The organism is Pseudomonas bananamidigenes (assembly GCF_001679645.1).
Classification (GTDB): domain Bacteria; phylum Pseudomonadota; class Gammaproteobacteria; order Pseudomonadales; family Pseudomonadaceae; genus Aquipseudomonas; species Aquipseudomonas bananamidigenes.
Genome location: NZ_LRUN01000060.1, coordinates 66,851 through 93,842 on the forward strand (window position 1 = coordinate 66,851; position 26,992 = coordinate 93,842).

23 protein-coding genes are annotated in these 26,992 nt (G+C 62.7%); 10 read left to right on the plus strand and 13 right to left on the minus strand.

Annotated elements, in window-relative coordinates:
• Positions 1 to 139 precede the first annotated feature (139 nt).
• Positions 140 to 1,540 (plus strand): dihydrolipoyl dehydrogenase, encoded by a 1,401-nt coding sequence (lpdA, locus tag BBF94_RS21145; protein WP_065260911.1) that lies wholly within the window; start codon positions 140 to 142, stop codon positions 1,538 to 1,540.
• Between the two features lie 3 nt (positions 1,541 to 1,543).
• On the opposite strand, the gene BBF94_RS21150 is transcribed toward lpdA, so the two are convergent.
• Positions 1,544 to 2,017, minus strand: a complete 474-nt coding sequence (locus tag BBF94_RS21150; RefSeq protein WP_065260912.1) for an Lrp/AsnC family transcriptional regulator — start codon at positions 2,015 to 2,017, stop codon at positions 1,544 to 1,546.
• 144 nt (positions 2,018 to 2,161) lie between these two features.
• On the opposite strand from BBF94_RS21150, the gene BBF94_RS21155 reads away from it, so the two are divergent.
• A complete protein-coding gene (locus tag BBF94_RS21155; protein WP_065260913.1) occupies positions 2,162 to 2,791 on the plus strand; it encodes a LysE family translocator in 630 nt (209 codons plus the stop codon).
• Here the strand turns inward: BBF94_RS21155 and BBF94_RS21160 are convergent.
• The 7 genes from BBF94_RS21160 to BBF94_RS21190 are packed head-to-tail and all read right to left on the minus strand — an operon-like array spanning position 2,788 to position 11,859.
• A complete protein-coding gene (locus tag BBF94_RS21160; RefSeq protein WP_065260914.1) occupies positions 2,788 to 4,926 on the minus strand; it encodes a hypothetical protein in 2,139 nt (712 codons plus the stop codon). The genes BBF94_RS21155 and BBF94_RS21160 overlap by 4 nt on opposite strands.
• Positions 4,913 to 6,106, minus strand: a complete 1,194-nt coding sequence (locus BBF94_RS21165; RefSeq protein ID WP_065260915.1) for a DUF3142 domain-containing protein — start codon at positions 6,104 to 6,106, stop codon at positions 4,913 to 4,915. Before BBF94_RS21165 ends, BBF94_RS21160 begins: the two co-directional genes overlap by 14 nt.
• A gap of 48 nt (positions 6,107 to 6,154) precedes the next feature.
• Positions 6,155 to 6,973, minus strand: a complete 819-nt coding sequence (locus BBF94_RS21170) for a class I SAM-dependent methyltransferase (protein WP_065260916.1) — start codon at positions 6,971 to 6,973, stop codon at positions 6,155 to 6,157.
• Positions 6,967 to 8,121 carry an acyltransferase family protein gene (locus BBF94_RS21175; protein WP_065260917.1) on the minus strand — a complete coding sequence of 385 codons (1,155 nt, stop codon included), beginning with the start codon at positions 8,119 to 8,121 and terminating at the stop codon, positions 6,967 to 6,969. The genes BBF94_RS21170 and BBF94_RS21175 overlap by 7 nt, the downstream gene beginning before the upstream one ends.
• Positions 8,118 to 9,002: a class I SAM-dependent methyltransferase gene (locus BBF94_RS21180; RefSeq protein ID WP_065260918.1), complete on the minus strand. Its 885-nt coding sequence runs from the start codon at positions 9,000 to 9,002 to the stop codon at positions 8,118 to 8,120. Before BBF94_RS21180 ends, BBF94_RS21175 begins: the two co-directional genes overlap by 4 nt.
• Positions 8,999 to 10,303, minus strand: coding sequence for a glycosyltransferase (locus BBF94_RS21185; protein ID WP_065260919.1), 1,305 nt, complete (start codon positions 10,301 to 10,303; stop codon positions 8,999 to 9,001). Before BBF94_RS21185 ends, BBF94_RS21180 begins: the two co-directional genes overlap by 4 nt.
• Positions 10,297 to 11,859, minus strand: a complete 1,563-nt coding sequence (locus BBF94_RS21190) for a glycosyltransferase (protein WP_225875081.1) — start codon at positions 11,857 to 11,859, stop codon at positions 10,297 to 10,299. The genes BBF94_RS21185 and BBF94_RS21190 overlap by 7 nt, the downstream gene beginning before the upstream one ends.
• A 423-nt stretch (positions 11,860 to 12,282) precedes the next feature.
• Between BBF94_RS21190 and BBF94_RS21195 the strand changes: the two genes are divergently transcribed.
• Genes BBF94_RS21195 through BBF94_RS21230 form a run of 8 tightly spaced genes read left to right on the plus strand, consistent with a single transcriptional unit; the run spans position 12,283 to position 21,268 of the window.
• Positions 12,283 to 13,197 carry a GDP-mannose 4,6-dehydratase gene (locus BBF94_RS21195; RefSeq protein ID WP_065260921.1) on the plus strand — a complete coding sequence of 305 codons (915 nt, stop codon included), beginning with the start codon at positions 12,283 to 12,285 and terminating at the stop codon, positions 13,195 to 13,197.
• A complete protein-coding gene (gmd, locus tag BBF94_RS21200) occupies positions 13,194 to 14,165 on the plus strand; it encodes a GDP-mannose 4,6-dehydratase (protein ID WP_065260922.1) in 972 nt (323 codons plus the stop codon). Before BBF94_RS21195 ends, gmd begins: the two co-directional genes overlap by 4 nt.
• A 3-nt stretch (positions 14,166 to 14,168) precedes the next feature.
• Positions 14,169 to 15,611, plus strand: a complete 1,443-nt coding sequence (locus BBF94_RS21205; RefSeq protein WP_065260923.1) for a mannose-1-phosphate guanylyltransferase/mannose-6-phosphate isomerase — start codon at positions 14,169 to 14,171, stop codon at positions 15,609 to 15,611.
• Complete coding sequence (locus BBF94_RS21210; RefSeq protein ID WP_065260924.1) at positions 15,612 to 16,409, plus strand: ABC transporter permease; 798 nt, start codon at positions 15,612 to 15,614, stop codon at positions 16,407 to 16,409.
• Positions 16,409 to 17,659, plus strand: a complete 1,251-nt coding sequence (locus tag BBF94_RS21215) for an ABC transporter ATP-binding protein (RefSeq protein WP_065260925.1) — start codon at positions 16,409 to 16,411, stop codon at positions 17,657 to 17,659. Before BBF94_RS21210 ends, BBF94_RS21215 begins: the two co-directional genes overlap by 1 nt.
• Positions 17,656 to 19,023 carry a glycosyltransferase family 4 protein gene (locus BBF94_RS21220; RefSeq protein ID WP_065260926.1) on the plus strand — a complete coding sequence of 456 codons (1,368 nt, stop codon included), beginning with the start codon at positions 17,656 to 17,658 and terminating at the stop codon, positions 19,021 to 19,023. Before BBF94_RS21215 ends, BBF94_RS21220 begins: the two co-directional genes overlap by 4 nt.
• Positions 19,007 to 20,137 (plus strand): glycosyltransferase family 4 protein, encoded by a 1,131-nt coding sequence (locus tag BBF94_RS21225; protein WP_065260933.1) that lies wholly within the window; start codon positions 19,007 to 19,009, stop codon positions 20,135 to 20,137. The genes BBF94_RS21220 and BBF94_RS21225 overlap by 17 nt, the downstream gene beginning before the upstream one ends.
• Positions 20,138 to 21,268, plus strand: coding sequence for a glycosyltransferase family 4 protein (locus BBF94_RS21230; RefSeq protein WP_065260927.1), 1,131 nt, complete (start codon positions 20,138 to 20,140; stop codon positions 21,266 to 21,268).
• 4 nt (positions 21,269 to 21,272) lie between these two features.
• On the opposite strand, the gene BBF94_RS21235 is transcribed toward BBF94_RS21230, so the two are convergent.
• The 5 genes from BBF94_RS21235 to BBF94_RS21255 form a co-directional block, all read right to left on the minus strand.
• Positions 21,273 to 23,297, minus strand: a complete 2,025-nt coding sequence (locus BBF94_RS21235) for a 2Fe-2S iron-sulfur cluster-binding protein (protein WP_065260928.1) — start codon at positions 23,295 to 23,297, stop codon at positions 21,273 to 21,275.
• A 45-nt stretch (positions 23,298 to 23,342) separates the two neighbouring features.
• Complete coding sequence (locus BBF94_RS21240) at positions 23,343 to 23,969, minus strand: glutathione S-transferase family protein (RefSeq protein WP_065260929.1); 627 nt, start codon at positions 23,967 to 23,969, stop codon at positions 23,343 to 23,345.
• A 110-nt stretch (positions 23,970 to 24,079) separates the two neighbouring features.
• On the minus strand, positions 24,080 to 25,000 hold the full coding sequence (locus tag BBF94_RS21245) for a LysR family transcriptional regulator (RefSeq protein WP_065260930.1): 921 nt from the start codon (positions 24,998 to 25,000) through the stop codon (positions 24,080 to 24,082).
• Between the two features lie 115 nt (positions 25,001 to 25,115).
• Complete coding sequence (locus BBF94_RS21250; protein ID WP_065260931.1) at positions 25,116 to 26,522, minus strand: amino acid permease; 1,407 nt, start codon at positions 26,520 to 26,522, stop codon at positions 25,116 to 25,118.
• A 97-nt stretch (positions 26,523 to 26,619) separates the two neighbouring features.
• Positions 26,620 to 26,992: aromatic amino acid lyase (locus tag BBF94_RS21255; RefSeq protein WP_176704490.1), on the minus strand; the 373-nt coding region annotated here is incomplete at its 5' end.

Genomic DNA, 26,992 nt, shown 5'->3' on the forward strand with positions numbered 1-26,992 from the left:
CGTGAAATATTTGTACTCAATTTCACATTCAAGGATGCCCAACCTGTCGCGTTCCTGAAGCCTTGACCGAAATGTCCGGAAACGCACATATTACGTACGTAATTTTAGCGATCCGCATTCTTCAGCCAGGAGTAAGCGCATGAGCAACTATGACGTAGTGATTCTGGGCGGCGGGCCCGGCGGTTATAACGCAGCAATCCGCGCCGGCCAGCTGGGCCTCAAGGCCGCTTGCGTGGAAGGCCGCGCCACGCTGGGCGGGACCTGCCTCAACGTCGGTTGCATGCCGTCCAAGGCGTTGTTGCACGCGTCCGAACTGTACGACGCGGCGACGGGCGGGGAATTTGCCAACCTCGGCATCGAGGTCAAACCGACGCTCAACCTCGCGCAGATGATGAAGCAGAAGGACGAAAGCGTCGCCGGGCTGACCAAAGGCATCGAATTTCTGTTCCGCAAGAACAAGGTCGACTGGATCAAGGGGTGGGGCCACATCGACGGCCCCGGAAAAGTCAGCGTGACCGGCGATCAGGGCAGCCGCATTGAATTGACCGCAACCCACATCGTCATCGCCACCGGTTCCGAGCCCACGCCCCTGCCCGGCGTCGACATCGACAACCAGCGCATCCTCGATTCCACCGGCGCACTGTCCCTGAGCGAAGTGCCCAGACATCTGGTGGTGATCGGTGCCGGCGTCATCGGCCTGGAACTGGGTTCGGTCTGGCGGCGGCTCGGGGCGCAGGTAACGGTGGTGGAATACCTCGACCGCATCTGCCCGGGCGTGGACGGTGAGGCCGGCAAGACCCTGCAACGCTCACTGAGCAAACAGGGCATCACGTTCAGACTGAGTTCAAAAGTCACCAGCGCCACCTCCTCGGCCAACGGCGTACAACTGAGCATCGAACCGGCCGCCGGCGGCAGCGCCGAGCTGCTGGAAGCGGATTACGTGCTGGTCGCCATCGGCCGTCGCCCTTATACCCGGGGCCTGGGGCTGGAGAACGTCGGCCTGCACACCGACAAACGCGGCATGCTCGCCAACAAGAACCATCGCACCGAAGCGCCGGGCGTGTGGGTGATCGGCGATGTCACTTCAGGACCGATGCTGGCCCACAAGGCTGAAGACGAAGCCATGGCCTGCATCGAGCAGATTGTCGGCAAGGCGGGCGAAGTCAACTACGACCTGATCCCCAACGTGATCTACACCCGGCCGGAGCTGGCCAGCGTCGGCAAGACCGAGGAGCAGCTCAAGGCCGAAGGCCGGGCCTACAAGGTTGGCAAGTTCCCGTTCACTGCCAACAGCCGGGCGAAGATCAATCACGAAACCGAAGGTTTTGCCAAAGTCCTCGCCGACGCGCACACCGACGAAGTGATTGGCGTGCATCTGGTCGGTCCGAGCGTCAGCGAAATGATCGGCGAGTATTGCGTGGCCATGGAATTCAGCGCGTCTGCCGAGGACATCGCCCTGACCTGCCATCCTCACCCGACCCGTTCCGAAGCGCTGCGTCAGGCGGCCATGAACGTCGAGGGCATGGCAACGCAAATGTAGGTATCAGGACGGCAAATGCCCCAGCGGCAACGCCCCTGGGGTTTTCACGGTATGAATCGCAAAATTGCTGCGAATATCGCTGACACCCGGCAGTTTCAACAGGCAACCGGTGAGAAAACGGTCATAGGCGCGCAGATCCGGCACCACGACCTGCAGCAGGAAGTCCGATTCCCCGGACACCAGAAACGCCGATATCACCTCCGGCAACGCAGTCACCGCCCGGTGAAACGCCTCGGCCTGTTCATCGTTGTGCCGCTCGACCTTGACCCCGACAAACACCGTCAGCCCCAACCCCACTTCGTCACGATCCAGAATCGCCTGATAACCGCGGATCACGCCCGCCTCTTCCAGCATCCGCACCCGACGCAGGCACGGTGATGCCGACAAGCCGATCTCGTCCGCCAATTGCACGTTGCTCAGGCGCCCGTCCCGTTGCAGCGCGGCGAGAATCTTGCGATCAAAGGCGTCGAGTTTCATGGTTGGCAGATCCTGATGGTGTAACCGCAAAAAGAAAGCAGGTTATGCCAATCCGGACAGCTTTAGAAGCCAACTACGCAAGCACCTGCCCTGCCCCTCGGCCATAGACTGGTTGCACCGAATCGACAACGAAAGGGGTGCGACATGGCGAGTCTCTGGCTGTTTTTCCTGGCGTTGGCGGTGGTCTATCTGCTGCCCGGCCCGGACATGATCCTGCTGTTGCAGACCGGCGCCCGTCAGGGTCGCAGTGCAGCGCTCGCCACGGCGGTGGGGCTGGCCATTGCCCGGGCTTGTCATGTCGCGCTCGCAGCACTGGGGCTGGCGGCGCTGTTCAAGGCGGCGCCGTGGACGTTCGATGCGGTGCGAATGGCCGGGGCGGCGTACCTGCTGTGGATCGGCGTCCAGTGCCTGCGCACCACGCTGCTGCCGGACTTGCACGCCGGCACCGTGACGGATAGCCATGGCCCATGGCGCGCAGCGATCCGTCGCGGCCTGCTGACCAACCTGCTCAACCCCAAAGCCCTGCTGTTCTGCTCGGTGCTGCTGCCGCAATTCATCGTGGCGGATGGCGCGCCGGTGTTGAGGCAATTCGCAGCGCTCGGCGCGATGCTGGTGGCCGCCGGATTGCTGTTCGACAGCGTCTATGCCTTGCTCGGTGCCGCATTGGGCCGCTGGCTGAAACACAGCCCGACGGCCCAACGTGTGCAACAGTGGTTGTTCGGCAGCCTGTTGATCGGCTTCGCCGTACGCCTGACGTTCGTCCAGCAGGCTTAGGTTCTACGGGCCTTGCGCTGGCGGCGGGTAATGATCACCAGCGCAATGGCTGTCACCGCGACGATGGCGCCGATCTGCACGGCCCGCTTGTAGGGTCGCAACACTCCGCGCACAGCGTCGACAACTTGAGTCACATAGCGTTTGTCAGCGTTGGCGAAATCCGGATAAGGGCATTGCTGGCCGAAATAGCCGCCCCAGCCCATGTACGGACCTTCCTTCACATAACGCTGATACAGCGCCTTCTGTTCCTCCAGACTGCTGTTGAAACCGGCCGCCGTACACAGCACGGCGGCGAACGCCTGGCTGGTATGAGGGAGGTTGTCCGCCGCACGGCTGGCCAGCGCGGTGGCGACAAAACGATAGTGATAACGTTCGTCCGGCTGCGCTTCACTGGCCTTCTGCCGTTGCACCTCGGCTTCGCTCACCAGCGGCCCGACTTTCAGTTCGGTGGTTTCCAGGCTGTAGTTGCCACCGAAGGTCGCGTAATCCGGGGCCATTTCATAGCCCAGGATGTCCATGCCCCACTCGCGGGCCGTCCACGCCGCATTGAACAATGCACTGGCGCGTTTGGTCGGCCACCACGCCGAATCGGCTTTCAGGCGTTGCTCGCCGTAGAGCCGGGCCTTGTGCTGCAGATCGGGATTGTCGAAATACCCGACGGCCTCTTCATAACGGCCCTCGCGCAACATCCGCCGGCCCAGCAGATTGCGCAGGCTCGCAGCCACCGGCAGCGGCACGTAATTGTCGCGATCCTGCTGACTCAGCGCCGGCGGCGCAGGAACCTTGGCATCGACATACTGTTTGAGCTCATCGAGCGTCAGCACCCGCTCGGCCACGGTCGCGGCGTCGAACCAGTAAATGCTCTGGCTGCGATACAACTGATCGAAAGCCTGCAGGTATTCGCCACGTTGCAGCGCCAGAATCGCGCTTTCACCCTCGACCCGGCACTTGGGCTGCAGGGTCTCGAGATTCCAGTCAGCCGTGCGCCGTTCGCCCCAGGATTCGTCCTGCGGGAAGGCCTGCGCAGCTTTGGCATAGGCCGCCGCTGCGGCATTTTTATCGCCATCGCGCACCGCCAGCTTCGCTCGCAACCACCACGCCAGGCCACTGTCGCCGGCGTGTTCGAGGAACGCCCTGGCGCTGACGTAATCGCCCTGTTGGTAATTCATGGCCGCCAGGCGATCAGCGTTGTCGAGGCTGCCGCGGGTACTGTCCTGCAACGCCTTGATGAGTTTCTTCTGGCTGGGCGGTTCATCGCCGAACGACCAGCCGATCCGGCTGATCAGCGAGGCGGTCACCAGTTGCTGCACCGCTTTGCCACGCAGCAACTTTTCCAGCCGGTCTTCGGGTTCTTCGGCCAGATCGTTCATCAACAGCTTCAGCGAGGTGTAGCCGACCTCCGAGCCATGCAGGTTTTGCGTGGCGTAGAGTTCGATGGCCTTGTCCAAACTGCCTGCCGTGCGCAGCGCTCGTGCCTCTTCGCCGAGGCTGGCCACACCCAGCTCTAGCGGATCGTTGAAACCGTCGATGCTCAATTGCCGTGTCTGACGAAACGCATCAATGGCGTTTTCCAGCGCGTCGAGCGCATCACCGGCTTCGCTGCTCATGGCGAAGAACGCCCGGCCCAGCGAATAAGCGGCCCAGGTACTGCGCAACGGACGCTGGTCGGCCGGCAGTGCCAGCAACTGGCGGAAGTATTCGACAGCCAATGGATGATCACCGGCGCCGAACGCCACGGCGCCCGCCACATACAGGCGCAGTTCCGCCGGCAGGCTCGCGCCCTGCTCCTCGACCTGACGCGCATCGGTGAGGCTGCGCAGTTGTTTGACCAGCGCCTGCTGCTCCGCGCTCAGCCCGAGCTGTTCGGCCTTCTCACGCTGATCGGCAGGGTCATTCGCTTCGCCATAGGAGGCATCGGGGTTGTAGGTGGCCGTTGTGACGTTCTTGAGGCCGGCAATGGTTTTGCCGAGGCGACTGATCTCGAATCTGAAGTTGCCCTCCGGCAATTCCGCCAGCGATTGTCCGCGATCGTCGAGCAGACGCATCGGGAAATCCGGACCGCAGGCCAGCGCCGATCCCAACGGCAGGGCAAGGCTCAGGCACAGCAGATGGCGGGGCCAGTTACGGGTCAACATGCGAACCTCCTTGATCAATGGTTGCGCAACGTGCCCAACCGATGGCGCGCTGCCCGCCCGCCGGCAATCGACCGTCGCGCAAGCGGGTGAAGGTAAGCAGATCCGCGGTCTGTTGCAATGCATAACCGGCGAGCGCATCGGCGCCTTCGCAACCCCGGGCCTTGACGGTGATGCGAGCGGGCCAGGCGCTGTCGAGGTTGCCGACGTTACGCAGAGCGATGTCTTGCAGGCCGTTCTGTTCGGTGAACGTCAGGCTGAGATGGCTGCTCAATGCGTCCCCTCGGGCGACCGCCCGCAGCGTGTCCAGGCTCCAGGCCCTGCGGTCGTTGGCCAGCGGCAGGCGAAACCAGATCAGACCGGCCAGGTGTGCCGGGCGATCCTCGCGTAATTCACTGGCCAGCCGGCTCGATTGCTGCGGATCGGCGAGCAACTCCCGTCGCTGGCCGCTGCGCTCCAGCGTGACTTCACTCTCCACCACCGGAGCGCCACCGGCGTCCGGCAACAGCGCCACCCCATAGGCAGGCAGCGCCAGGTAGAACGGTTTTTCAGTCACCCGCCCCCAGGCCCTGGCCCAACGTTGTGCTTGCCCGGGGTCGAACAGACCGCGACGCGGATCACTGACGGCATGCACCTGCAATACGCTGCTGTCGACGCTCGCCAGCAGCGTCGGCAATTGCGGGCTGTCGAGCCACGCGGGTAATGCGGTGATGCTCAAGGGCAGACCGTCCGGCAGTGCGCTGCGCAAATGAACGAGGAATTCGGTATAGCCCGGCAATCGGGCATTGCCGGCATCATGATCGATCTCGACACCGCTGAGCGTCAGGCCCTGCCCTTGCCAGTCGGCGAGCACCCGAAGGATCTGCGCCGTGACCTGTTGCTGATCGAGCGCCTTGAGCTGGCCGTCGAGGCGTATCACTGCGATCAGCGGCCGGGCATCCTGTTTCAGCAGCGCGAAATCCACTCGCGCCCGACGCCACCCGTCATTCGGGAACGCTTGCAGCGCCAGCACCCGAAGCGTCGAGAAGTCGCCGCGACTGTCCTTCAGGGCGCGTTCATGGGCCGGCGTCCATTGCCGCTGCCAGACATAAAGTTGTTCATCGAGCGGCACGGTGTCCTGACGTTCACAGGCACACAGCAGCAATGTGGCCACAAGGGCCGACCACCCGATGAAAAAGCGCATACCTTGCAGACCCCTGAGACATCAGGCTGCAAGGTTACACAAAAGCACTCAGGGCTTGCGGGCGATGATCACCTGACTCTTCGCCACCACCGCATCCAGCGCCTGTTTGATCTGCGCGCCGCGCGGCGAGTCGAGCACCGCCTGCCAGGTCTCGGCCCAATGATTGAGCAGCGGATGATCCGGGTTGCTGAATTCCACCTTGGCTTCCCAGAACAGCATCATCCACAACGACCAGTAAAACCCGTACTGGCTGTGGCTGATGATCTCCAGCCCGGCCTCGCTGACCATCGCCTTGAACTGCTCTTCACTGATGATGCGAATGTGGTTGGGCTTCTGGAAATACTCCGGCGCCGCGATGTCTTTCTGCAGATCCTCGGAACTGGGGTGCGGCACGCTCAACAGGTACAGCGCACCCGACTGGCCGACACGCACCAGTTCGGCGAGGAACTGCGCCGGGTCGTCGACGTGCTCGATGACCTCCGTGGACACCACGCGCGTGGCGGTGCCATCGGCGATCGGCAACGGGTTGCAGTCGGTGACGTGACATTCGACGCCGCGGGCCGGCGTATCGCTCAAGCGCTGGCGGGTGGCTTCGACCTTGGCAGCATCGATGTCGGCGATGATGATCTTCGCCCCGCGCATGCCGCAGAAATGCACGTTGCCACCGTCGCCGCAGCCGACGTCGAGCAAGGTGTCATCGGCGCTCACCGGGAAGCCTTTGAACAGCTCGCCGGTCTCCTGGTTGAACCAGCCGCTGAGCATCGCGTCGTGCAGGCCGAGCATGTACGGATCGACCTTGTCGGCAGCAGGCTGCGCGGCAGTCGGGGCAGGCGTCGGCGCCGTGAGTTTCTTCAAAAGGCTCAGCATGAGGTGGCTCCAGAGGATGGGACGGCGTTGCGCGACGTATCGAGGCGTCGCACCAGGGCGGCGCCGCGATTGCGCATCGGCATTTCGATGAAACGGTAATTCAGCTCGCTGAGCAGCACGATCAGGCCACCGGCAATCAGCAGCGTCACGACCGGATGCCCGGCAGGGCTGGGCAGCCCGGCGCCCTGCAAGCGGAAGATCAGTTCCCGCACCAGTTGATAGGCCGGGATGTGGATCAGATACATGCCGTAGGAACGGCTGCCGATCCACGCCATCAACTGCTGCACTCTGCCCGCCGGCAGCAGGTAATCGCGGTTGTACGAAGCGATCCACACCAGCAGTGCGCCGAGCACGGCAATCGAGCCGATCCGGTAAGAGGCGAAGGTGAAACGATCGGTGGCCATGTAGCTCAACAGCAGCGCCAGCACGATCAGCGCAGTCACACCGGCCCACGGGCGACGCAGGAAAGTCGGCTCCCAGCGCCGCCAGGACGGCTGCACGCTCCACATCGCCAGCAGCACACCGAGAGCCAGCGCGTCGGTGCGGATCACCATCAGTATCGGCGTGCGCAGGGTGAACAGCTGCACTGCGACCAGCGCCAGCAACGCCCAGACCAGATGCTTGCGGCACACCAGAATCAGCAGCGGGAACAGCAGGTAGAACTGCTCTTCCAGCGACAGGCTCCAGTACACGAAACTGCTGCCGTACTCGTAATGAAAGAAGCTGTCGGCAAACCGGAAGTTGGCGTACTGCAACACGCCCGCCAGCGTCGCCTGCAGGTTGGCGGGCAGCGTACCGAAGGCCCCGGAGCGGTTGAGAAACAGGCACGCCAGCAGCATCAGCGCCAGCCATAACCACGCCGACGGCAACAGACGAAAGGCCCGACGCAACCAGAAGTTGCGGGTCTGTTCCCAGTATTCCTGACGGGTCGAACACCCCTGCAGCGCCGGGATCAGGCTGCGGGCGATGACGAATCCGGAAATGGCAAAAAACAGGTCCACGCCCCACCACGGCTGTGCCCAGGCATGGACCCTTTCAAGCAGCGGCACCGGATCGGTGAACAGGCTGCCCTGCAAGTGATGAAACAGCACGCCGAGTACCGCGACGGCACGCAGGACTTCGATGTCCATGATCCGTCTGGTGCTCATGACTCACGTCCTGCATCGAGCGGCTTGCGGGCGATGATCACCTGACTCTTGGGCATGAACCGGTCCAGTATCCGCTTGATCGCCAACCCGTCGGGCTGCGCCAGCAAGTCCTGCCAGGTTCTGGCCCATCCCTCCATCAAAGGTGGATACGGCGCCTGGATCCGGTCGCGCACGGCACCGCCCGGGTCGCGCCCGGCCGCACGTTCGCTGGCCCAGAAAAAGATCATGCCCATGACCCAGAAAAACCCGTTGGCCTGGCGATGCTCGATCACCAGACCGGCCTCTTCCACCAGTGCCGCGAAGCGCTCCGGGGTAAAGATCTGCACGTGATTGGGTGCCTGGTAATAACTCGCAGGGGCGATCCCCTGCTGCAAATGCTCACCTGTCGGCGCCGGCACACTGAGCAGGTACAAGGCACCGGGACGCCCCATGCGTACCAGCTCGGCCATGAACGGTTCGGGGTGATCGATGTGTTCCAGCACTTCCATGCACACCACCTTGCTCGCACAGCCATCGCTCAGCGGCAGGGGCAGGCTGTTGCTGACCAGACCGAGAGCGGGTTTACGGCTCAGGGCTTCGACTTGCCGGGCGAGGTCGCGCACCTTGTCGTGTTCGCTGTCGGTGAAGATCACCGAGGCTCCCTGGCGCACGGCGAACAGTGTGGCCACGCCCTCGCCGCACCCCACATCGAGCAGGGTGTCATCCGCTGCGATAGCGAAGCCCTTGAGCAACTCGCCGCTGTCGCCGTTGAACCAGCCATCGAGCATCGCATCGTGCAGACCGACGTCCCTCGGCGACACGCCCGCGGCAACCGGTTCAGTCACCGCTACCGGTGCCGGGTGCGCAACCGGACGCAAACGCCTCAGCCATGCGCGGATCATGTGCCTGCAGCTTCCGTTGCAACGACAGTGCGGATTTCGTGCACCTGGGCAAGGAAATCGCGCAGACGCTGCTCGGCCAGCGCTTGACTGCAGAACTCCTGCAGACTGGCAACGGCCTGCGCCGACATCTGCGCGTAACGCTGCGGATCCTGCTTCGCGACGTCGTAACTGGCGCGATACGCGCTGCACACCGACGCCCAGTTGGTCATGTAGCGCAGCGTGCGAAACGCCTTGCGCGGGTCGTGGGGCCAGGCGGTGAGTTCATCGGTGGACTCGACCAGAAATGCATTGTCTTCGCTCAGGTAATCGATCATCGCCGTGGTGCGCGGCGCCACCGCCGGTTTGCCGCAGGACATGAATTCCATCAGCGGCAGGCATTGGCCCTCGCCGTAGGACGTGTTCACCACGTAGCGGGTGGCCTGCACCAGACGCTCGTAGTCCGCGTCCGCCAGGTAGCCGTAGATCAGCACGATGCGGCAGCGGTAGGACTGGTTCTTGTACAGATGATGAAGAATGTCACTGAGGGCTTCTTCGGCATCGTGATGGGTGAGTTTGAGTACCAGCGTGGCGTCTTCCACGTCGCGGAAGGTCACGCAGAACGCGCTGAGCATGTCTTCCCAGTTCTTGCGTCCGTCGCCGGGGTTGAACACCGAGGTGTACACCACGCCGTCCAGCACCAACTCCTGCTCGCGGACCGGCGCGCCGAAATCGATACCCTGGCCACGGCGCAGATGCTTCGGGCCGAAGGCATTCAGATCGAGCTCGCGACTGTCGGCCACCAGCCCCTTGATCGTCAGGCGCACCGGCCCCGTCGAGGGCTGGCCCTGAAGCTGCGCGCCCCGGGCCGCGAAGCGATCCCACACCGGCGCCGGAACCGCGACGATCGGGTAATCGGCGCCCATCGCCTCGCGCACGGCGTTGACCGTGTAGCTGGAATGGGTGATCGCGGCACCGCAGGCCTTGAGCACCATGCGCCAGTCGTTGCGAGGCTCATTGTCGAAAGGCTCATTGGGGATGGTGCTGAATTCCCAGGCGAACACCGGCAGTGTCGGGCATGCCAGATGGATCGGCGTGCGGTGCGGCGGCGAGAACGACAGAAACACGCACGGTTCACCCCGGGACAGACAATCCAGATACAACGCATCGACTTCCCGGACCGGGTCGGTGACTTCCAGCACCCGCCCGAGACGTTCGAGCACCGGGCGATATTCCTTGAGCACGAAGTAATAGCTGTACTCCGAGCGGCCGAGGTTCTGCGCTATCGTGTGCCGGTTGGTTTCCGAATGAATGATGATCAGCATGAGGTGTTGTCCGTCACGGGCGCGGTATCGGCAACCGCTGGCACAAGTCCGAAGAAATCCGCCAGGCGCTGCTGCACCGGAGCGAACGCGCAGTAGTCGCGCATGCGCTCAATGGCTGCAACCGACATCCGGTGGTAGTCCTGCGGTTGCGTTTTGGCCATCCGGTAACTGTTTTCGTAGGCCGTCTTGAGCGAGCCCCAGTCCGGTCGATAGCGCAGGGTGCGGTAAATGATGCGGGTGTCCTGAGGCCAGATTGTCAGTTCTTCGCTGGACCGGACGACGAACGCCACCGAGTCGTCGATGTAGTCTTCCATCGCCGTGTGATCCGGCGCGATCACCGGTTTGCCGCTGGACATGAACTCCATCAGCGGCAGGCACAGGCCTTCGCAACGCGAGGCGTTGACATAAAAACTGGCGGCCCGGTACAGCCGCGCATATTGCGGATCATCCAGGTAACCGTGCATCACCAGCACCCGGCAGGCGAACGGCGTGAGCTGCGCGAGCAGGGTCATCAGTTCGCTGTAGTAGGACGCCAGATCGTTCTGGGTGATCTTCAGCACCAGCGTCGCGTCAGGGGTTTCGCGAAAGGCCCAGCAGAACGCCGTGATCAGTTGATGCCAGTTCTTGCGACCGTCCCTGGGGTTGAAGACGGTAACGTAGATCACGCCATCGACCGTGGTTTCGACGACGCAGGACGTGTCCGGCAGCTCAAGGGGCGGCGGTTCATCTACCGCCACTTCATGGGGACCGGCGATGTCCGGCAGGCGCCGCTCGAGCCAGGCGTGGACTTTGTCCGGCATCAGGTCGCGCAACCCTTCCCAGTAGCCGTGATGCAGATATTTCACGCGGGCCATGGGCTTGGGTTGATCGCTTGGATTCAACGCCCACAGACGCAGGTAATGGCGGGCAATGACCAGTCGACGTTTGAGTGTCAGGGGTGGCGGACGCTGTGCCTCGATCTCCGCCAGTTGCTCGGCGGTCAGCGGTTTGGGCAGCAGATCATCGGCAGACAATCCCAGCGTGCGGCTGTCGAAAATGCAGCCCTTGATCGCCAGGGTCGCCCCGGTATTGATCGGAGCGCTGACGTGCTGCTCACGAATGGCCGCGAACTGTTCCCACAGCGGCGTCGGCAATACCAGCACCGGAAAATCTTCGCCCATGGCTCGGCGAATGGCTCGCGCGGTGTGGCTGGACAAAGTGATGACCCGTCCTTGCCGTGCGAGCATCTGCGTCCAGTCCTGGCGTTGATCGCCATCCCACGACTCATCGGGGATCGAATCGAATTCCCAGGCAATCACGCAAATCGTCGGGCATTCAAGATCGGCCGGCGTATTCTGCGGCGGTGTGAAGGACAGGAAAACGCTGCTCTCACCGGCGGCGAGCAGTTGTCGATAGAGGGGATCGACCTCGGCGCTGGTGGACACCACATGCACCCGTCCCAGACTTTCGAGCACCGGGCGATAGGCCTTGAGCACGAAGTAATAGCTGTATTCGGGACGCCCCAGACTCTGGCTGATGGAGCGGTCGTTGACATCCGAGTAGAGAATGAAATTCATGGCATCCCACGGTGCGACCGCCATCCCGGCAGCCTCACGCTATGACGGCCAGGCATCGGATCGGGTCGGCATGGCCGGCATTCATCCTGTGTCCGAAGCGCGTCGTCGTTCTTGTTTTAGTGGTCAGTTCGACCGAACTGCGAAGTCACTCCGGCAACGTTCGGGAAACCGCGACGAGGGGCATTCTAAACACATCCGTTCAGGATTCGGGAACCGCCCGGCGAGAAAAAACGGGCTACGCTGACGAGAACTGGCCGGTCACGGTTTGGCCAGTTGAAATTGCCGAGCAATTGGCACAGATTGGCAACCAAACAACTACAACAACGACATCACCCGTCTTTCTGCCGCGACTTGCACACGGTCTGACAGACATCCCCTCAAGCCTGCGGGGAAGGTGAGAGTTAAAGACCAAGGGGTCGCTGTTTGAAAAGAAGTCTGTTCATCACGGGTCTCGGTGGATTCGTGGGACAACATATCCAGTCGCGTCTGATGCTCGATGACTCGGCGTGGGAACTGCTGCCTGCCGCTTCGCCCTACGACCTGACTAAACCGCAAAGCCTCGTCGACCTCTGGCCGCAACTGCCTGATGCAGTCATCCATCTGGCCGGACAGACCTTCGTGCCTGAAGCGTTCCGCGATCCGGCCCGCACTTTCGAGATCAACCTGCTCGGCACCCTCAACCTGTTGCAGGCCCTCAAGGCGAGAGGCTTCAACGGCCCGTTCCTGTATGTCAGCTCCGGTGACGTGTACGGCCAGGTCGACGAGGCCGCCCTGCCGATTACCGAGCAACAGCCGCCCTGCCCGCGCAATCCCTACGCGGTGAGCAAACTCTCCGCCGAACACCTCTGCCTGCAATGGGGCCTCAGCGAAGACTGGCCGGTGCTGGTGGCGCGCCCGTTCAATCACATCGGCACCGGGCAGAAGGACAGTTTCGTGATCGCCAGCGCTGCGCGTCAGATCAGTCGCATCAGACAAGGCTTGCAAGGTCCGCAACTGGAAGTCGGCGACATTGACGTCACCCGGGACTTCCTCGACGTCGACGACGTGATCTCGGCCTATTTCGCGCTGCTGGAAAAGGGCTTGCCGGGACAGGTCTACAACATCTGCTCGGGTCATGAGCAAAGTATCCGCAGCCTCATCGAACAATTGGCCGATCTGGCCGGGATCGAGCTGCAACTGGTGCAGGATCCTGCGCGCATGCGCCGCGCCGATCAGCGTCGCGTCCGAGGCAGCCATCAACGGCTTGCCCGGACCACAGGATGGACGCCGCAAATCTCTACACAACAATCTCTGCGGGCGATCCTGTCCGACTGGGAGCAGCGAGTAAAACAAGAATGACAAAAAGTGCATTGATCACGGGGATCACCGGCCAGGATGGCGCGTATCTGGCCAGACTGTTGCTCGACAAGGGTTACAAGGTTCATGGCCTGGTCGCGCGACGCAGCAGCGATTCACGCTGGCGCCTGCGGGAAATGGGCGTCGAAGCCGACATCGTGTACCTGGACGGCGACATGGCCGATGCCTGCTCGGTGCAGCGCGCGGTGATCCAGTCGGCACCGGACGAAGTCTATAACCTCGCCGCACAAAGCTTCGTCGCCGCCTCCTGGAACCAGCCGGTGACCACCGGCATCGTCGATGGCCTGGGCGTGACTCACCTGCTCGAGGCGATCCGCCAGTTCAGCCCGCACACCCGCTTCTACCAGGCGTCCACCAGCGAGATGTTCGGCCTGATCCAGGCCGAGCAGCAGGACGAGAACACGCCGTTCTATCCGCGCAGCCCCTACGGCGTGGCCAAGCTTTACGGTCACTGGATCACCGTCAACTACCGCGAAAGTTTCAACCTGCACGCCAGCAGCGGCATCCTGTTCAACCATGAATCGCCACTGCGCGGCATCGAGTTCGTGACCCGCAAGGTCACCGACGCGGCGGCCCGGATCAAGCAGGGCAAACAGCAGGAACTGGCCCTGGGCAACATCGACGCCAAGCGTGACTGGGGTTTTGCCGGTGACTACGTCGAAGCCATGTGGCTGATGCTGCAACAGGACACGCCCGACGATTTCGTGGTCGCGACCGGCGTCACCACCACAGTTCGCGAGATGTGCCGCATCGCCTTCGATCACGTGGGCCTGAACTACCGCGATTACGTGAAGATCGACCCGGCGTTCTTCCGCCCGGCAGAGGTCGAAGTGCTGCTCGGCAATCCGGCCAAGGCCCAGCGCGTGCTGGGCTGGAAACCGAAGACCGATCTGGACACCCTGATCCGCATGATGATGGATGCGGACATGAAACGCGTCGCCAAGGAGTAGGCCATGCTGATCCCCGTGATTCTGTCCGGCGGTGCCGGCACCCGTTTGTGGCCGGTGTCCCGCGAGGGCCATCCCAAGCCGTTCATGACCCTGCCCGACGGCCAGTCGCTGCTGGGCAAGACTTACCGGCGCGCCGCCGGCCTGCTCGACGGCTGGGGCGACATCGTCACGGTGACCAACCGCGAGTACTACTTCCAGAGCAAGGATCACTATCAGGCCGCACGCCTGTCCCGACATCGCGGGCACTTCCTGCTCGAACCCACCGGGCGCAACACCGCCCCGGCCATTGCGGCAGCGGCGCTGTCGCTGCAGGCGCTGCACGGTGATGCAGCGATCATGGTGGTGATGCCTGCCGACCACCTGATCGTCAACGAAGAGGCGCTCAAGGGTGCCGTCGAACATGCGGTCAATCTGGCGAAGGACGGTTATCTGGTGACCTTCGGCGTAGTGCCGACCGCCCCGGAAACCGGCTTCGGCTACATCGAGACCGGCGCGCCACTGGATGCCAGGGGCGCAGCCAAGGTGCAGCGGTTCGTGGAAAAACCCGACCTGCAGACCGCTACCGGTTACCTGGAAAGCGGCAATTTCCTGTGGAACTCGGGAATGTTCTGCTTCACCACCGCGAGCCTGATCGCCGAGCTTGAACGGCACGCCCCCGAGCTGCTGGAACAGACCCGCGCCTGCCTGGCCGCCAGCGAACCGGTGGAAACCGCCGGCTGCCTGCAACAGGAACTGTCGCCACAACTGTTCGCCGACATCACCGACATTTCCATTGATTACGCACTGATGGAGCGCTCGGAAAAAGTCGCGGTCGTTCCCGCCGGGTTCGACTGGAGCGACATCGGTTCATGGGGTGCGGTCGCGGCGCTGGTACCGGCGGATGCTGACAATAACCGCGCCAGTGGCGAAGCAATCTTCATCGACAGCCGCAACAATTTCGTCCAGAGCGAAGGCCGGCTGGTGGCGGCGGTGGGCGTGGAAGACCTGATCGTGATCGACACCGCCGACGCCGTGCTGGTCGCCCACGCTGACCGTGCCCAGGATGTGCGCCGCGTAGCCAAGCAACTCAAGGACAAATCCCACGAAGCCTACCGCCTGCACCGTACGGTCAGCCGCCCGTGGGGCACTTACACCGTGCTCGAGGAAGGCCCGCGCTTCAAGATCAAGCGCATCGTGGTCAAGCCCGGCGGCAAGCTGTCGTTGCAGATGCACCACCACCGCAACGAACACTGGGTGGTGGTCGAAGGCATGGCCAAGGTCACCAACAACGGCACCGGCACCACGCTGGTGGCCAAGAACGAATCGACATTCATTGCCGCCGGTCACAAGCATCGCCTGGAAAACCCCGGCGTGATCGACCTGGTGATCATCGAAGTGCAAAGTGGCGAATACCTGGGAGAGGACGACATCGTCCGCTTCGAAGACCAGTACGGCAGGACAGTGTGAATGCTGCTTTCCCTGTATCGCTCGCTGCATGACTACCGGGGTTTCATCCTCGGCAGCGTCAAGCGGGAGTTTCAAGCGCGGTACCGCAATTCGCTGTTCGGCGCGCTGTGGACAGTGCTCAACCCGCTGTCGATGATCATTGTCTACACCGTGATCTTTTCCCACATCATGCGCGCCCGTCTGCCCGGCGTGGACGACGGCATGGCCTACAGCGTCTACCTGTGCGCCGGGCTGCTGACCTGGGGCCTGTTCTCGGAAATCACCCTGCGCAGCCAGAACATGTTTCTGGAAAACGCCAACCTGCTGAAAAAAATCAGCTTCCCGCGCCTTTGCCTGCCGGTGATCGTACTGCTCAATGCCGGGATCAACTTCGCGATCATCATCGGCCTGTTCCTCGGTTTTCTGTTGATCACCGGACGCTGGCCGGGAATGGCCCTGCTGGCACTGGCACCGTTGCTGGCGCTGCAAGTGCTGTTCTGCGCCGGACTGGGCATGATCCTCGGCGTACTCAACGTGTTCTTCCGCGATGTCGGGCAATTGTTCGCCATTTGCCTGCAATTCTGGTTCTGGCTGACGCCGATCGTGTACCCGCTGGGCATCCTGCCCGAGTGGGTGCAGCGCCTGCTGCAACTCAATCCGCTGACCAACCTGATCGGCAGCTACCAGAATCTGTTTCTCTACGGTCAATGGCCGGTGTGGAGTTCGCTGCTGCCGATCTTCGTGATCGGCCTGCTGCTGTGCATGATCGGACTGCGCCTGTTCCGCCGGCGGGTCGGTGAAATGGTGGATGAACTCTGATGGGGCACATACGCGTCACAGGCCTGGGCAAGGCCTACAAGCAATACCCCACCCGCTGGAGTCGTCTGGCCGAATGGCTGATTCCGTTTTCACCGATGCGCCATCGCCAGCACTGGGTGCTGCAGGACGTGAATTTCGAGATCGCCCCCGGCGAAGCGGTGGGCATCGTCGGAGTCAACGGCGCCGGCAAAAGCACCCTGCTGAAGATGATCACCGGCACCACTCAACCGACCTGCGGCCAGATACAGCTCGAGGGCCGGGTTGCGGCGCTGCTGGAACTGGGCATGGGTTTTCACCCGGACTTCACCGGTCGGCAGAATGCGGTGATGGCCGGGCAACTGCTGGGCATGCAGGTCGAAGACATTGAAGCGCTGATGCCCGACATCGAACGCTTCGCGGAAATCGGCGAAGCCATCGATCACCCGGTGCGCACCTACTCCAGCGGCATGCAGATGCGCCTGGCCTTCAGTGTCGCCACCGCACGCCGCCCGGACATTCTGATCGTCGACGAAGCGCTGTCGGTGGGCGACGCCTACTTTCAACACAAGAGCTTCGACCGCATCCGCAATTTCCGCAAAGCCGGCACCACGCTGCTGATCGTGTCCCACGACCGCTCGGCGATCCAGTCGATCTGCGACTCGGCGATCCTGCTCGAAGCCGGCCACGTGGCCATGCACGACAAACCCGAAGCGGTCATGGATTACTACAACGCCCTGCTCGCCGAACGCGAAGGCCAGACCGTGCGCCAGGAACTGCTCGACGGCGGCCAGGTGCGTACGGTATCCGGCACCGGCGAGGCCGGGATCCTCAGCGTACGACTGCTCGATGAACACGAACGCGCCATCGATGCCGCCGAAGTGGGTCAGCCGGTAACGCTGGAAGTCGATGTCGAGATTCGTCAGGACATCGAACGGCTGGTACTGGGGTTCATGATCAAGGATCGCCTGGGCCAGGCCATGTACGGCATCAACACCCACCGACAGAACCAGGCGCTGGAGGATCTGCGCGCCGGTGAGCGCATCACCTATCGCTTCGCCTTCGTCATGGGCCTGGGCAAGGGCAATTACTCCGTGGCTCTGAGCCTTTCACGGCTGGACTCGCATCTGGACCGCAATTTCGAATGGCGCGACTACGGCCTGGTGTTCCACGTGATCAACAACCGCCGGGAAGATTTCGTCGGCTGTGCCTGGCTGGGTGCCAGAACCTCGATCATCCGCCATGCGGACAGCCTCGTGGAGCGCGCACCATGACTCGCCTGCTGGTCGAATGCACCCACGTGTTCAAACACCCCAAGGTCAATTCGGGCATTCAGCGGGTGGTGCGCAACGTCATCAAGCAACTGCCGCCAAGCGCTGAAGGGGTCGAGTGCGTGCCGGTGGTCTTGCTCAAGGGCGAGCTGTTCCGCGTGAAGCGCCTGGCGCCCCTGGATGCCCCCCTGTTCAATGCCGTCGTCACATTCGGCGAGCGCCTGGAACGGCTGGCCCATCGTTTTTGGCAGTTGCATCAGCGTCTCGACAACCGTTGCCGGAACAAAACCCTGCGACGGGCCCTGTATGTCGGCTATCGACTGGGATCATTCGGCCTGTTCGGTATCCCCCTGCGGCTGATCGCGCAAGTCAATCGCCACCAGTTGCCCAAACGCTGCGAGCCATTGGAACAGCGGCCCGGGGACCAACTGGTGCTGCTGGATTCATCCTGGCACTCGGACTTTTTCCTGCATGCCGAACGGCTCAAACGCCAAGGCATGGGTATTGTCGCGGTGATCTACGACCTGATTCCCCTGACCCACCCGCAGTTTTACGACACACGGCTGGTGCAGGTCTTCAGCGAATGGTTTGACTGGATCACCCGTAACGCCGACGGGTACCTGGCGATTTCCGCCACCGTGCGCGATCAGGTGCGCGAAGAAGTGCAACACCGTCTCGGTCCGGCACAAGTCGAAAAGCGCTGGTTCGACTATTTCCACCTGGGATCGGAGCTGGATCTGCAGAGCGTCGATGCCGCCGTCGAACCGCAGCTGGAGCGTGTGTTCACAACACCAGAGCCGGTGTTCCTGATGGTCAGCACCATCGAACCTCGCAAGAACCACGACTATCTGCTGGATGCCTTCGAACGCGCCTGGGCAGCCGGTTCGCAGGCGCGCCTGTGCATCGCCGGGCGCATCGGCTGGAAGTGCGATGCCCTGCTTGCCCGGGTACGCAGCCACGCCGAACTGAACCGGCGCCTGTTCATGTTCAACGACCTGAGCGACACCAGCCTGGAATATGCCTACGCCCGTTCCAGCGCGCTGGTTTTTCCGTCATTCGTCGAGGGCTTCGGCCTGCCGCTGGTGGAAGCCATGCAACGCGGATTGCCGGCCATGGGCAGCGACATTGCAGTGTTCCGCGAGATTGGCGGCGACTTCATGGCCTACTTCGACTTGCACGATCCACAACGCCTTGCCGACCTGGTAACCGCCTTCGAACGCAGCGGCCAATTCCCCGCCGCCCGCGATGTGACCGACTGGCAATGGATCGGTTGGCGCGAAGCCAGTCAGCAACTGGCCGAACGCACCGCACGCCATGTGCTGCAAGCCCCTGCGACGCAAGCGAGGTCCCATGCGCATAGCCCTTAACGCACGGATTCTCCAGGCGCCGCGCACCGGGATCGGCCATTACGTCGCCGAACTGGTCAATGCCCTGCGCACCGAAACCGATATCGACGTGGCGCTGTTTCACGGCTGGGGCTGGAGTGCCCGGTTGCCGGAAGCGGCGATGCCCGGGTATTCCCGGTTGACCCCGATGCTGCGCAAGATTCCCGGCGCCTATCAGGCGCGACGCTGGCTGGAGCAGAAACGCTTCGATCAGGGCCCTGCGCATCCCGTCGACCTGTACCACGAGCCGAGCCTGTGGCCGCTGGCCTTCGACGGCCCGACCGTCATCACCCTGCACGACCTCACGCATCTGCATTTCCCCGAGACCCAGCCAGCGGCGCGGCTCAGGGAAATCGAGCGGCGGCTGGCCGAAGGCATCCAGCGGGCGCAGGTGATTCTGACCGACTCGCAGGCCATCGCTGACGAGGCCCGACGCTATTTCGGATTGCCCGCCGAGCGCTTCGTGGTGGCGCCTTTAGGGGTTGCCGAGCGCTTTCATCCGCGTGAGCCGCACGCCATTGACGCCGTGCTCAAGGCCCATGCCGTACAGGCGCGGGAGTATTTCCTGTGTGTCGGCACACTGGAGCCACGCAAGAACCTGAGCCTGGCGCTGCGCGCCCACGCGCTATTGCCCGAAGCCGTGCGCCAGCGCTTCCCTTTGCTGATCGCCGGTATGGCCGGGTGGCAGCGCGAACAGTTCAGTGACCCATTGCGCGAGGCGCTGGCCAGCGGTCATGTGTGCCTGCTCGGTTACCTGCCGGATGAACAGGTCGCGCAATTGCTGGCCGGCGCCCGGGCGCTGGTTTTCCCTTCGTTGTATGAGGGTTTTGGCCTGCCGGTGCTGGAAGCGATGGCCAGCGGCACGCCAGTGGTGGTCACCCCCTCTTCCGCGATGCCGGAAGTCGCGGGGGCTGCCGGTAACTACATTGAGGCTGACGACGCCGACGGCTTGCGCAATGCGCTGAGTCGCCTGATCGACGATCAAGCGCATTGGCAGGCATGCCGAGAAGCCGGATTGCAGCAGGCACGGCGGTTTTCCTGGAAGCGTTGCGCACAGGCCACGGCCGGCGCCTACCACCAGGCCATGGGAGGTTGAATGCGAGTCCTTCATTTTTTCAAGACGTACCTGCCTGATTCGGTCGGCGGCATCGAGCAGGTGATCTTCCAGCTCTGCGAAAGCGGCGCCCAGCACGGCATCGAAGGTCAGGTGCTGACCCTCAGCGCCAATCCCGAGCCTGCGGTGTTGCAACTGGGCCAGCACGAAGTGCATCGGGCCAGACTGGATATCCAGTTCGCTTCCACCGGTTTTTCCTGGAGCGTGTTCAAACAGTTTCGCGAGCTGGCGGCCGATGCCGACGTGATCAACTATCACTTCCCGTGGCCGTTCATGGACCTGGTGCATTTCGCCAGCGGCCTGAACAAACCGAGTGTGGTGACCTACCACTCGGACATCATTCGCCAGAAGCACCTGCTCAAGCTTTATCGCCCGTTGATGAACCGCTTTCTCGCCAGCGCCGACCGGATCGTTGCCGCTTCGCCGAATTATCTGCACACCAGCGACGTGTTGCAGCAGTTCCAGGACAAGACCCGTGTGATTCCTTACGGCCTGAACAAGGCCGGTTATCCACAGCCTGACGCCGAGCGCCTGAACCGCTGGCGCCAGCAGCTTGGGGACAAGTTTTTCCTGTTCGTCGGGGTGATGCGCTATTACAAGGGCCTGCACATCCTGCTCGACGCCTTGAAAGACGTGGACTATCCGGTGGTGATCGTCGGCGCCGGCCCGCTGGAGCAGGAACTGCACGCCCAGGCCGCCGCGCTGGGACTGCGCAATATTCATTTCCTCGGCCGTCTGAGCGATGAAGACAAGGTCGCCCTGCTGCAACTGAGCTACGCCATCGTCTTCCCGTCGCACCTGCGCTCCGAAGCGTTCGGCATTTCGCTGCTGGAAGGCGCGATGTACGGCAAGCCGATGATCTCCAGCGAGATCGGCACCGGCACCAGCTATATCAATATCCACAACGAAACCGGACTGGTGGTGCCGCCAAGTCATCCACAGGCCTTTCGTGAAGCGATGCGCACCCTGTGGGAAAACCCGGCCCGCGCCGCCGAAATGGGCCTCAAGGCCGAGGCCCGTTACCGGCAGTTATTCACAGCCGATGAAATGGGCCGCAAGTGGACCGAGTTGTATCAGGAGCTGCTGGAGGAAAAGGCGTTGTCCTACGCCTGATCCGTTACAGATCCAGCACCAGCGGCCGGGCACTTTGTGCCGGTACCGCGCAGCAAATCAGCACCTGCCCTTCCTCCGGCGCTTCCGCCGGAGGCTGTGGATAATTCACCGCGCCGCTGATCAACCGTGTCTTGCAAGTACCGCAGGATCCTCCGCGACAGCTGAACTCCGGGTGCAATCCACGACTTTCCGCCAGTTCCAGCAGACTGCCACCGTCAGGCTGCCACCGTGCTTCCTTGGCCGAACGCTCGAAGACTACCGGCACCGAGGTGGTGGCCGCCGGCAATTGTTCGATCACGATGGCGTCCGGATCGGCCTGGCGCCTGAGGGTCGAAGGGCCGAAGGTTTCGGCGTGGATCTGGTCATCGCGCACATCCAGTTCACGCAGGCTGTCGTAAAGGCCCTGGGTAAACCCGCCAGGGCCGCAGAGCACGAAGTCCACCTGATCGAATTCATCGACAAGATTCCTCAGCAAGGCGCCATCGATGCGCCCGTGCAGGTCATAGTCCTCCCCCTCCACCAGATCGGGTTCCGGTTGACTGAGCAGGCGCATCACCCGCACCGCATCGCCGGCGTCCTCCAGCAAGCGGTCCAGTTCTGCGCGAAACGGCTGATCGGCAAGACTGCGGGAACTCTGGATCAGCCAGGTCGGACGAATCCGCCGGGTGCGCAGGCCCTGATACACCACCTCGCGCAACATCGACAGCAACGGCGTGATCCCGACCCCGGCAGCCAGCAACACCAAGGGCCGACGCTCCAGCGGGGCCACGGTGAAATGCCCCTTGGGCGAACGCGCCTCCAGCACATCACCAACGCGCACCTGATCGTGAAGAAACGTCGATATCCGCCCTTCACGCTTTACGCTGATCCGGAAGAAGTCGTCCGACGGCGCACCCGAAAGGCTGTAAGTGCGGATGTACACCTCGCCATCGAGGGTGAAACGCAGCGGCAGATGCTGCCCGGCCTGGAACACCGGCAGACCGGCGCCGTCCACGGGTTCGAGGTAAAACGACCGAATGTGCCGGCTCTGCGCCTCGATCCGCGTCACCCGCAGCGGCCGCCAGCTGTCACCCAGCGCCTGGGCCTGCAAACGTGCATCGGCCTGGGCCCAGGTGCCGGTCAACAGACTGGTCGGCGACATACCGTCGAAGCGCCAGCGCAATGCCAGCGCCGCCGGGCGCCGCACCGCTTTTTCCACCTCGAATGTCCACAACCGCTCGGCGCCCTGGAAGGCTGCGATTTGCGGTGCGTCGAGAATGACCTCGGTGCGGCCACTGAGCTGTAACAGGTCGCCTGTGGAAAAGTCGATGAACAGCAAGCCGGCCCGGGGATTGAGCAACAGATTACCGAGCGTGTTGAAGTGCAGGTTGCCGGCAAAATCCGGGATGGTCAGGCGATTGCCCTCCACCCGGACAAAACCGGGCTGGCCGCCACGGTGAGAAACATCCACCGAACGCTCGCCGTCGACATCGACGTAGCTGGCGACAAAGAAAGTATCCGCCGTTTCGATCGCGGCGACCGCTGCGGCATCGAGCCCGTTGAAATGCTCGGCTGGCCGGGACTGGGGATCCGTCAGCGGCACCCGCTGGAACTGGCGCAATTGAATGTACTGCGGGCAGTTGCCGAACGACTGATCCACCGTCAGATCGAATCCGCCTGCGCCAAGATTGCCGATGTGGCCGTTGAGCCGGTTACGCCGACGGGTGTGCAGCTCGATGCCGAGCAGGCCGATGGCCGCACCGGCCTGCAACTGCGCCGGGTCATCAACGGCCGGCAGGCTGTCGAAGTGCAATTGCGTCGGCTCGGGAGAGTGAGCGAAACCCGGCTCGCCCTCCAGTACACTGGCCCAGGGACGACCATCGGCATCCACTGCGCCGAACAGCATTAACGGCAATTGCTGATAGAACTGACGGTGCTGATCCGGCATCCAGGTGCGAATCACCTTGCGACCGAATTCCTCCATGCGCTCGGCGACACCGACCTGCGCTTGCAGTTGCCGTTCGCCGGCGTGCCAGGGTGAACGTTCCATGACGACCTCTCCCCCACGCCAGCGGCGCAGTCTGGATGACGAGACTCAAGCGGTGGCTTGCAGACCGGCGACGGTGCGCGGCATCGCGACGAAACCCGGCAACGCTTCAATGCGCGCCAGCCAGGCGCGCACATTGGCGTAGTCGTCCAGCGACACGTTGCCTTCCGGCGCATGGGCGATGTAGCTGTAGGCCGACACGTCGGCGATGGTCGGTTCATCGCCGACCAGAAACGGAGTTTTGCCCAGTTCCAGGTCCATCACCTTAAGCAGATTGTGCGCACGGGTAATCACTTCTTCGGCGTTGAATTTCGCTCCGAACACCGTGATCAATCGCGCCGCCGCCGGGCCAAAGGCGATCGGGCCTGCCGCCGCCGACAGCCAGCGCTGGACCCGCGCCGCGCCGACCGGATCGCTCGGCAGCCAGCGTCCGTTGCCGTACTTCTGCGCCAGATACACCAGAATGGCGTTGGAGTCGGCCAGCACCACGCCGTTGTCATCGATGGCCGGCACTTGCCCGAAGCTGTTGATGGCCAGGAACTCGGGCTGTTTGTGCTCACCTTTGGCCAGATCGACGAAAATCAGTTCGGTCGGCAATTGCAGCAGGGACAGCATCAGCTCGACCCGGTGGGCATGGCCGGAACGCGGGAAGTTGTAGAGTTTGATCGCTTGCATGGTCGACTCCGCTGGACGATGGGGCCGCCCGGGATGGGCGACAACCGTGGCCGCCATCTTCTCCCTATCGCGAAAACAACAGAATCACCAGCAAACGCAATCCATTATTTCTACGGGTGAAATAAAGCCGCGTTTTTCAGGGCTGGATGCTCTCGCAAGGCGTTCACCGTGTAATCGACAAAACTGCGCACCCGGGCCGGCGCCTTGCGTCCGCCCTGATACACCACATGGATGGGCAGCGGCGGCAATTCGTACTCGGCAAGGACAATTTCCAGTTCACCGGAAGCGATCTTGCCGGCGACCTGATAGGACAGCACCCGGGTCAATCCGAGCCCGAGGCAGGCGGCGGTAATTGCGGCCTGATTGCCGGTGACGACCAATCTCGGTTCGGGCCTGATGCTCAAGGCCTCACCGTCCTCCAGAAACGGCCAGTTGCGCAACTGGCCGATGGCCGATGTCGCCACCACCGGCGCGCCGGCCAACGCCTGTGGATGTGTGGGTCGCCCGTGAGCGGCAAAATATCCCGGCGAACCACAGATCACCCGACGCACTTCGCCGACCCGGATCGCATGCTGGTTGCTGTCCGGCAGATCACCGATGCGGATCGCCACATCGACGCCCTCCTCGACCATGCTCACCACGCGGTCCAGCAGCAGGGCGTTGATGGAAACGTCCGGATACTGCGTCAGATAACCCGCCATCACCGGTGTGACATACAGCTCGCCGAACAACACCGGCGCGGTCACCGTCAATTGCCCACGGGGTTGGGTATGGCTGCCGGCAGCGGAGTCTTCCGCTTCCTGCACTTCGGCAAGAATCCTCCGACAGTCTTCCAGATAACGCTGGCCCGCCTCGCTCAGATGCACGCTGCGAGTGGTGCGAATCAGCAATTGCGTACCGATCCGCTGCTCCAGCGCCGCCACCGCCCGGGTGACACTGGCCGCCGACAGACCCAGACGCCGCGCGGCAGCGGAAAAGCCCTGTTCCTGAGCAACGGCTGCGAAAACCTGCATTTCCTGGAAGCGATCCATGGTGTCCCCGACGTGGATAAAAAATCGCAACGACGGCTGCGATTCATCCGGGATTCGATTCCGGGGGGCTGCACCCCGACAACGCGATGCAGGCCCGGAACGTTTCCCGATCAGGTCAGGACTGAGAAACCGGATGATCACCGGTCACCCGCGCAGCCTGCCCGGCTGCCGGTTTGACCCACGTCAGATACGCCAGCACCAGCAACCCGATCCAGACCACCCCGACAATCAACGCTGCCTGAGTATCTGGAAAGTAACCCAGCACGCCGAAGACGAACAGCATGAAAGCAATCGCCGCCATCGGCGCATACGGCCAGAACGGCACCGGGAATTTCAGCTGCGCCACCTGCTCGGAGGTCATGGAACGACGCATGGCCACCTGGGTGAACAGAATCATCAGCCACACCCACACGGTGGCGAAGGTAGCAATCGAAGCGATCAGCAGGAACACGTTTTCCGGAATCAGGTAGTTCAGCAACACGCCCAGCAACAGCGCGCAGCTCATCACGATCACTGTCAGCCACGGCACGCCATTGCATGACAGGCGAGCGAAGCCTTTTGGTGCATGTCCTTGCTGGGCCAGGCCGTACATCATCCGGCCTGCGCCGAAGATGTCGCTGTTGATCGCCGACACCGCCGCCGAGATCACCACAATGTTCAGAATGGTGGCCGCCGAGCTGATGCCCAAGTGGTCGAAGATCTGCACGAACGGGCTGCCTTGGCTGCCGATCTGCTGCCACGGGAAGATCGACATCAGTACCAGCATCGTCAGCACATAGAACAGCAGGATGCGCATCGGCACCGCGTTGATCGCCTTGGGCAACACGCGGTGCGGGTCCTTGGCTTCGCCGGCAGTCACGCCGATGATCTCGATACCGCCAAAGGCAAACATCACCACGGCAAACGAGGCGATCAGACCGCCCACGCCATTGGGCATGAAGCCGCCCTGAGTCCACAGGTTGCTGAGATCGGTGGTCTGGCCCGGGGCGGTGCTGATGCCGAACAGCATGATGCCGAAGCCACCGAGGATCATCGCCACGATGGCCGCGACCTTGAGCAACGACAGCCAGAACTCCATTTCACCGAAGACTTTGACGTTGCACAGGTTCAACCCACCGACCACCGAAACAATGCCCAGCACCCAGATCCAGCGCGGGACTTCCGGAAACCAGAAGCCCATGTAGATGCCGAATGCCGTCACATCGGCCATGCCGACGATGACCATTTCGAACGCGTAGGTCCAACCGAGAATGAAACCCGCCATGGGGCCGAGATAGGTGCTGGCGTACTGCCCGAACGAGCCGGCGACCGGGTTGTGCACTGCCATCTCGCCCAGGGCGCGCATGACCATGAACACCGCCGCACCACCGATCAGGTACGCAAGCAGAACGGCAGGACCGGCCATCTGAATGGCTGAGGCAGAACCGTAGAACAGCCCGGTACCGATTGCCGATCCCAGGGCCATGAAGCGAATGTGTCGGGCAGAGAGCCCGCGTTTCAAACCTTTTGCTGACTGCTGCATTTTTCGTCCTTATTTATTTTTATTCGACGCAAAAACCGAAACGCCAACAGACCGGCCTCCACGCAGTGTGGAAGACAGCCTGTTGGCGACGAGGCACTTACAGACTCGGCAGCAAGTTCGCCGGAACCAGCTCATTCAACGTGCGCGAAGCCAGCAACTCGATCGCCGCATTGATATCCGGCGCAAAGAAGCGGTCCTTCTCGTAGAACGGCACTTCGCGGCGCAGAATGCCCCGGGCCTTTTCCAGTTTGGCCGAGGTCTTCAGGCCGTTGCGCAGATCCAGACCCTGCACCGCCGCCAGCCATTCCACCGCGAGAATGCCACGGGTGTTCTCAGCCATTTCCCACAGGCGCTTGCCGGCGGCCGGGGCCATCGACACGTGGTCTTCCTGGTTGGCGGAGGTCGGCAGGCTGTCCACCGAATGCGGATGGGCCAGCGCCTTGTTATCGCTGGCCAGCGCCGCCGCAGTC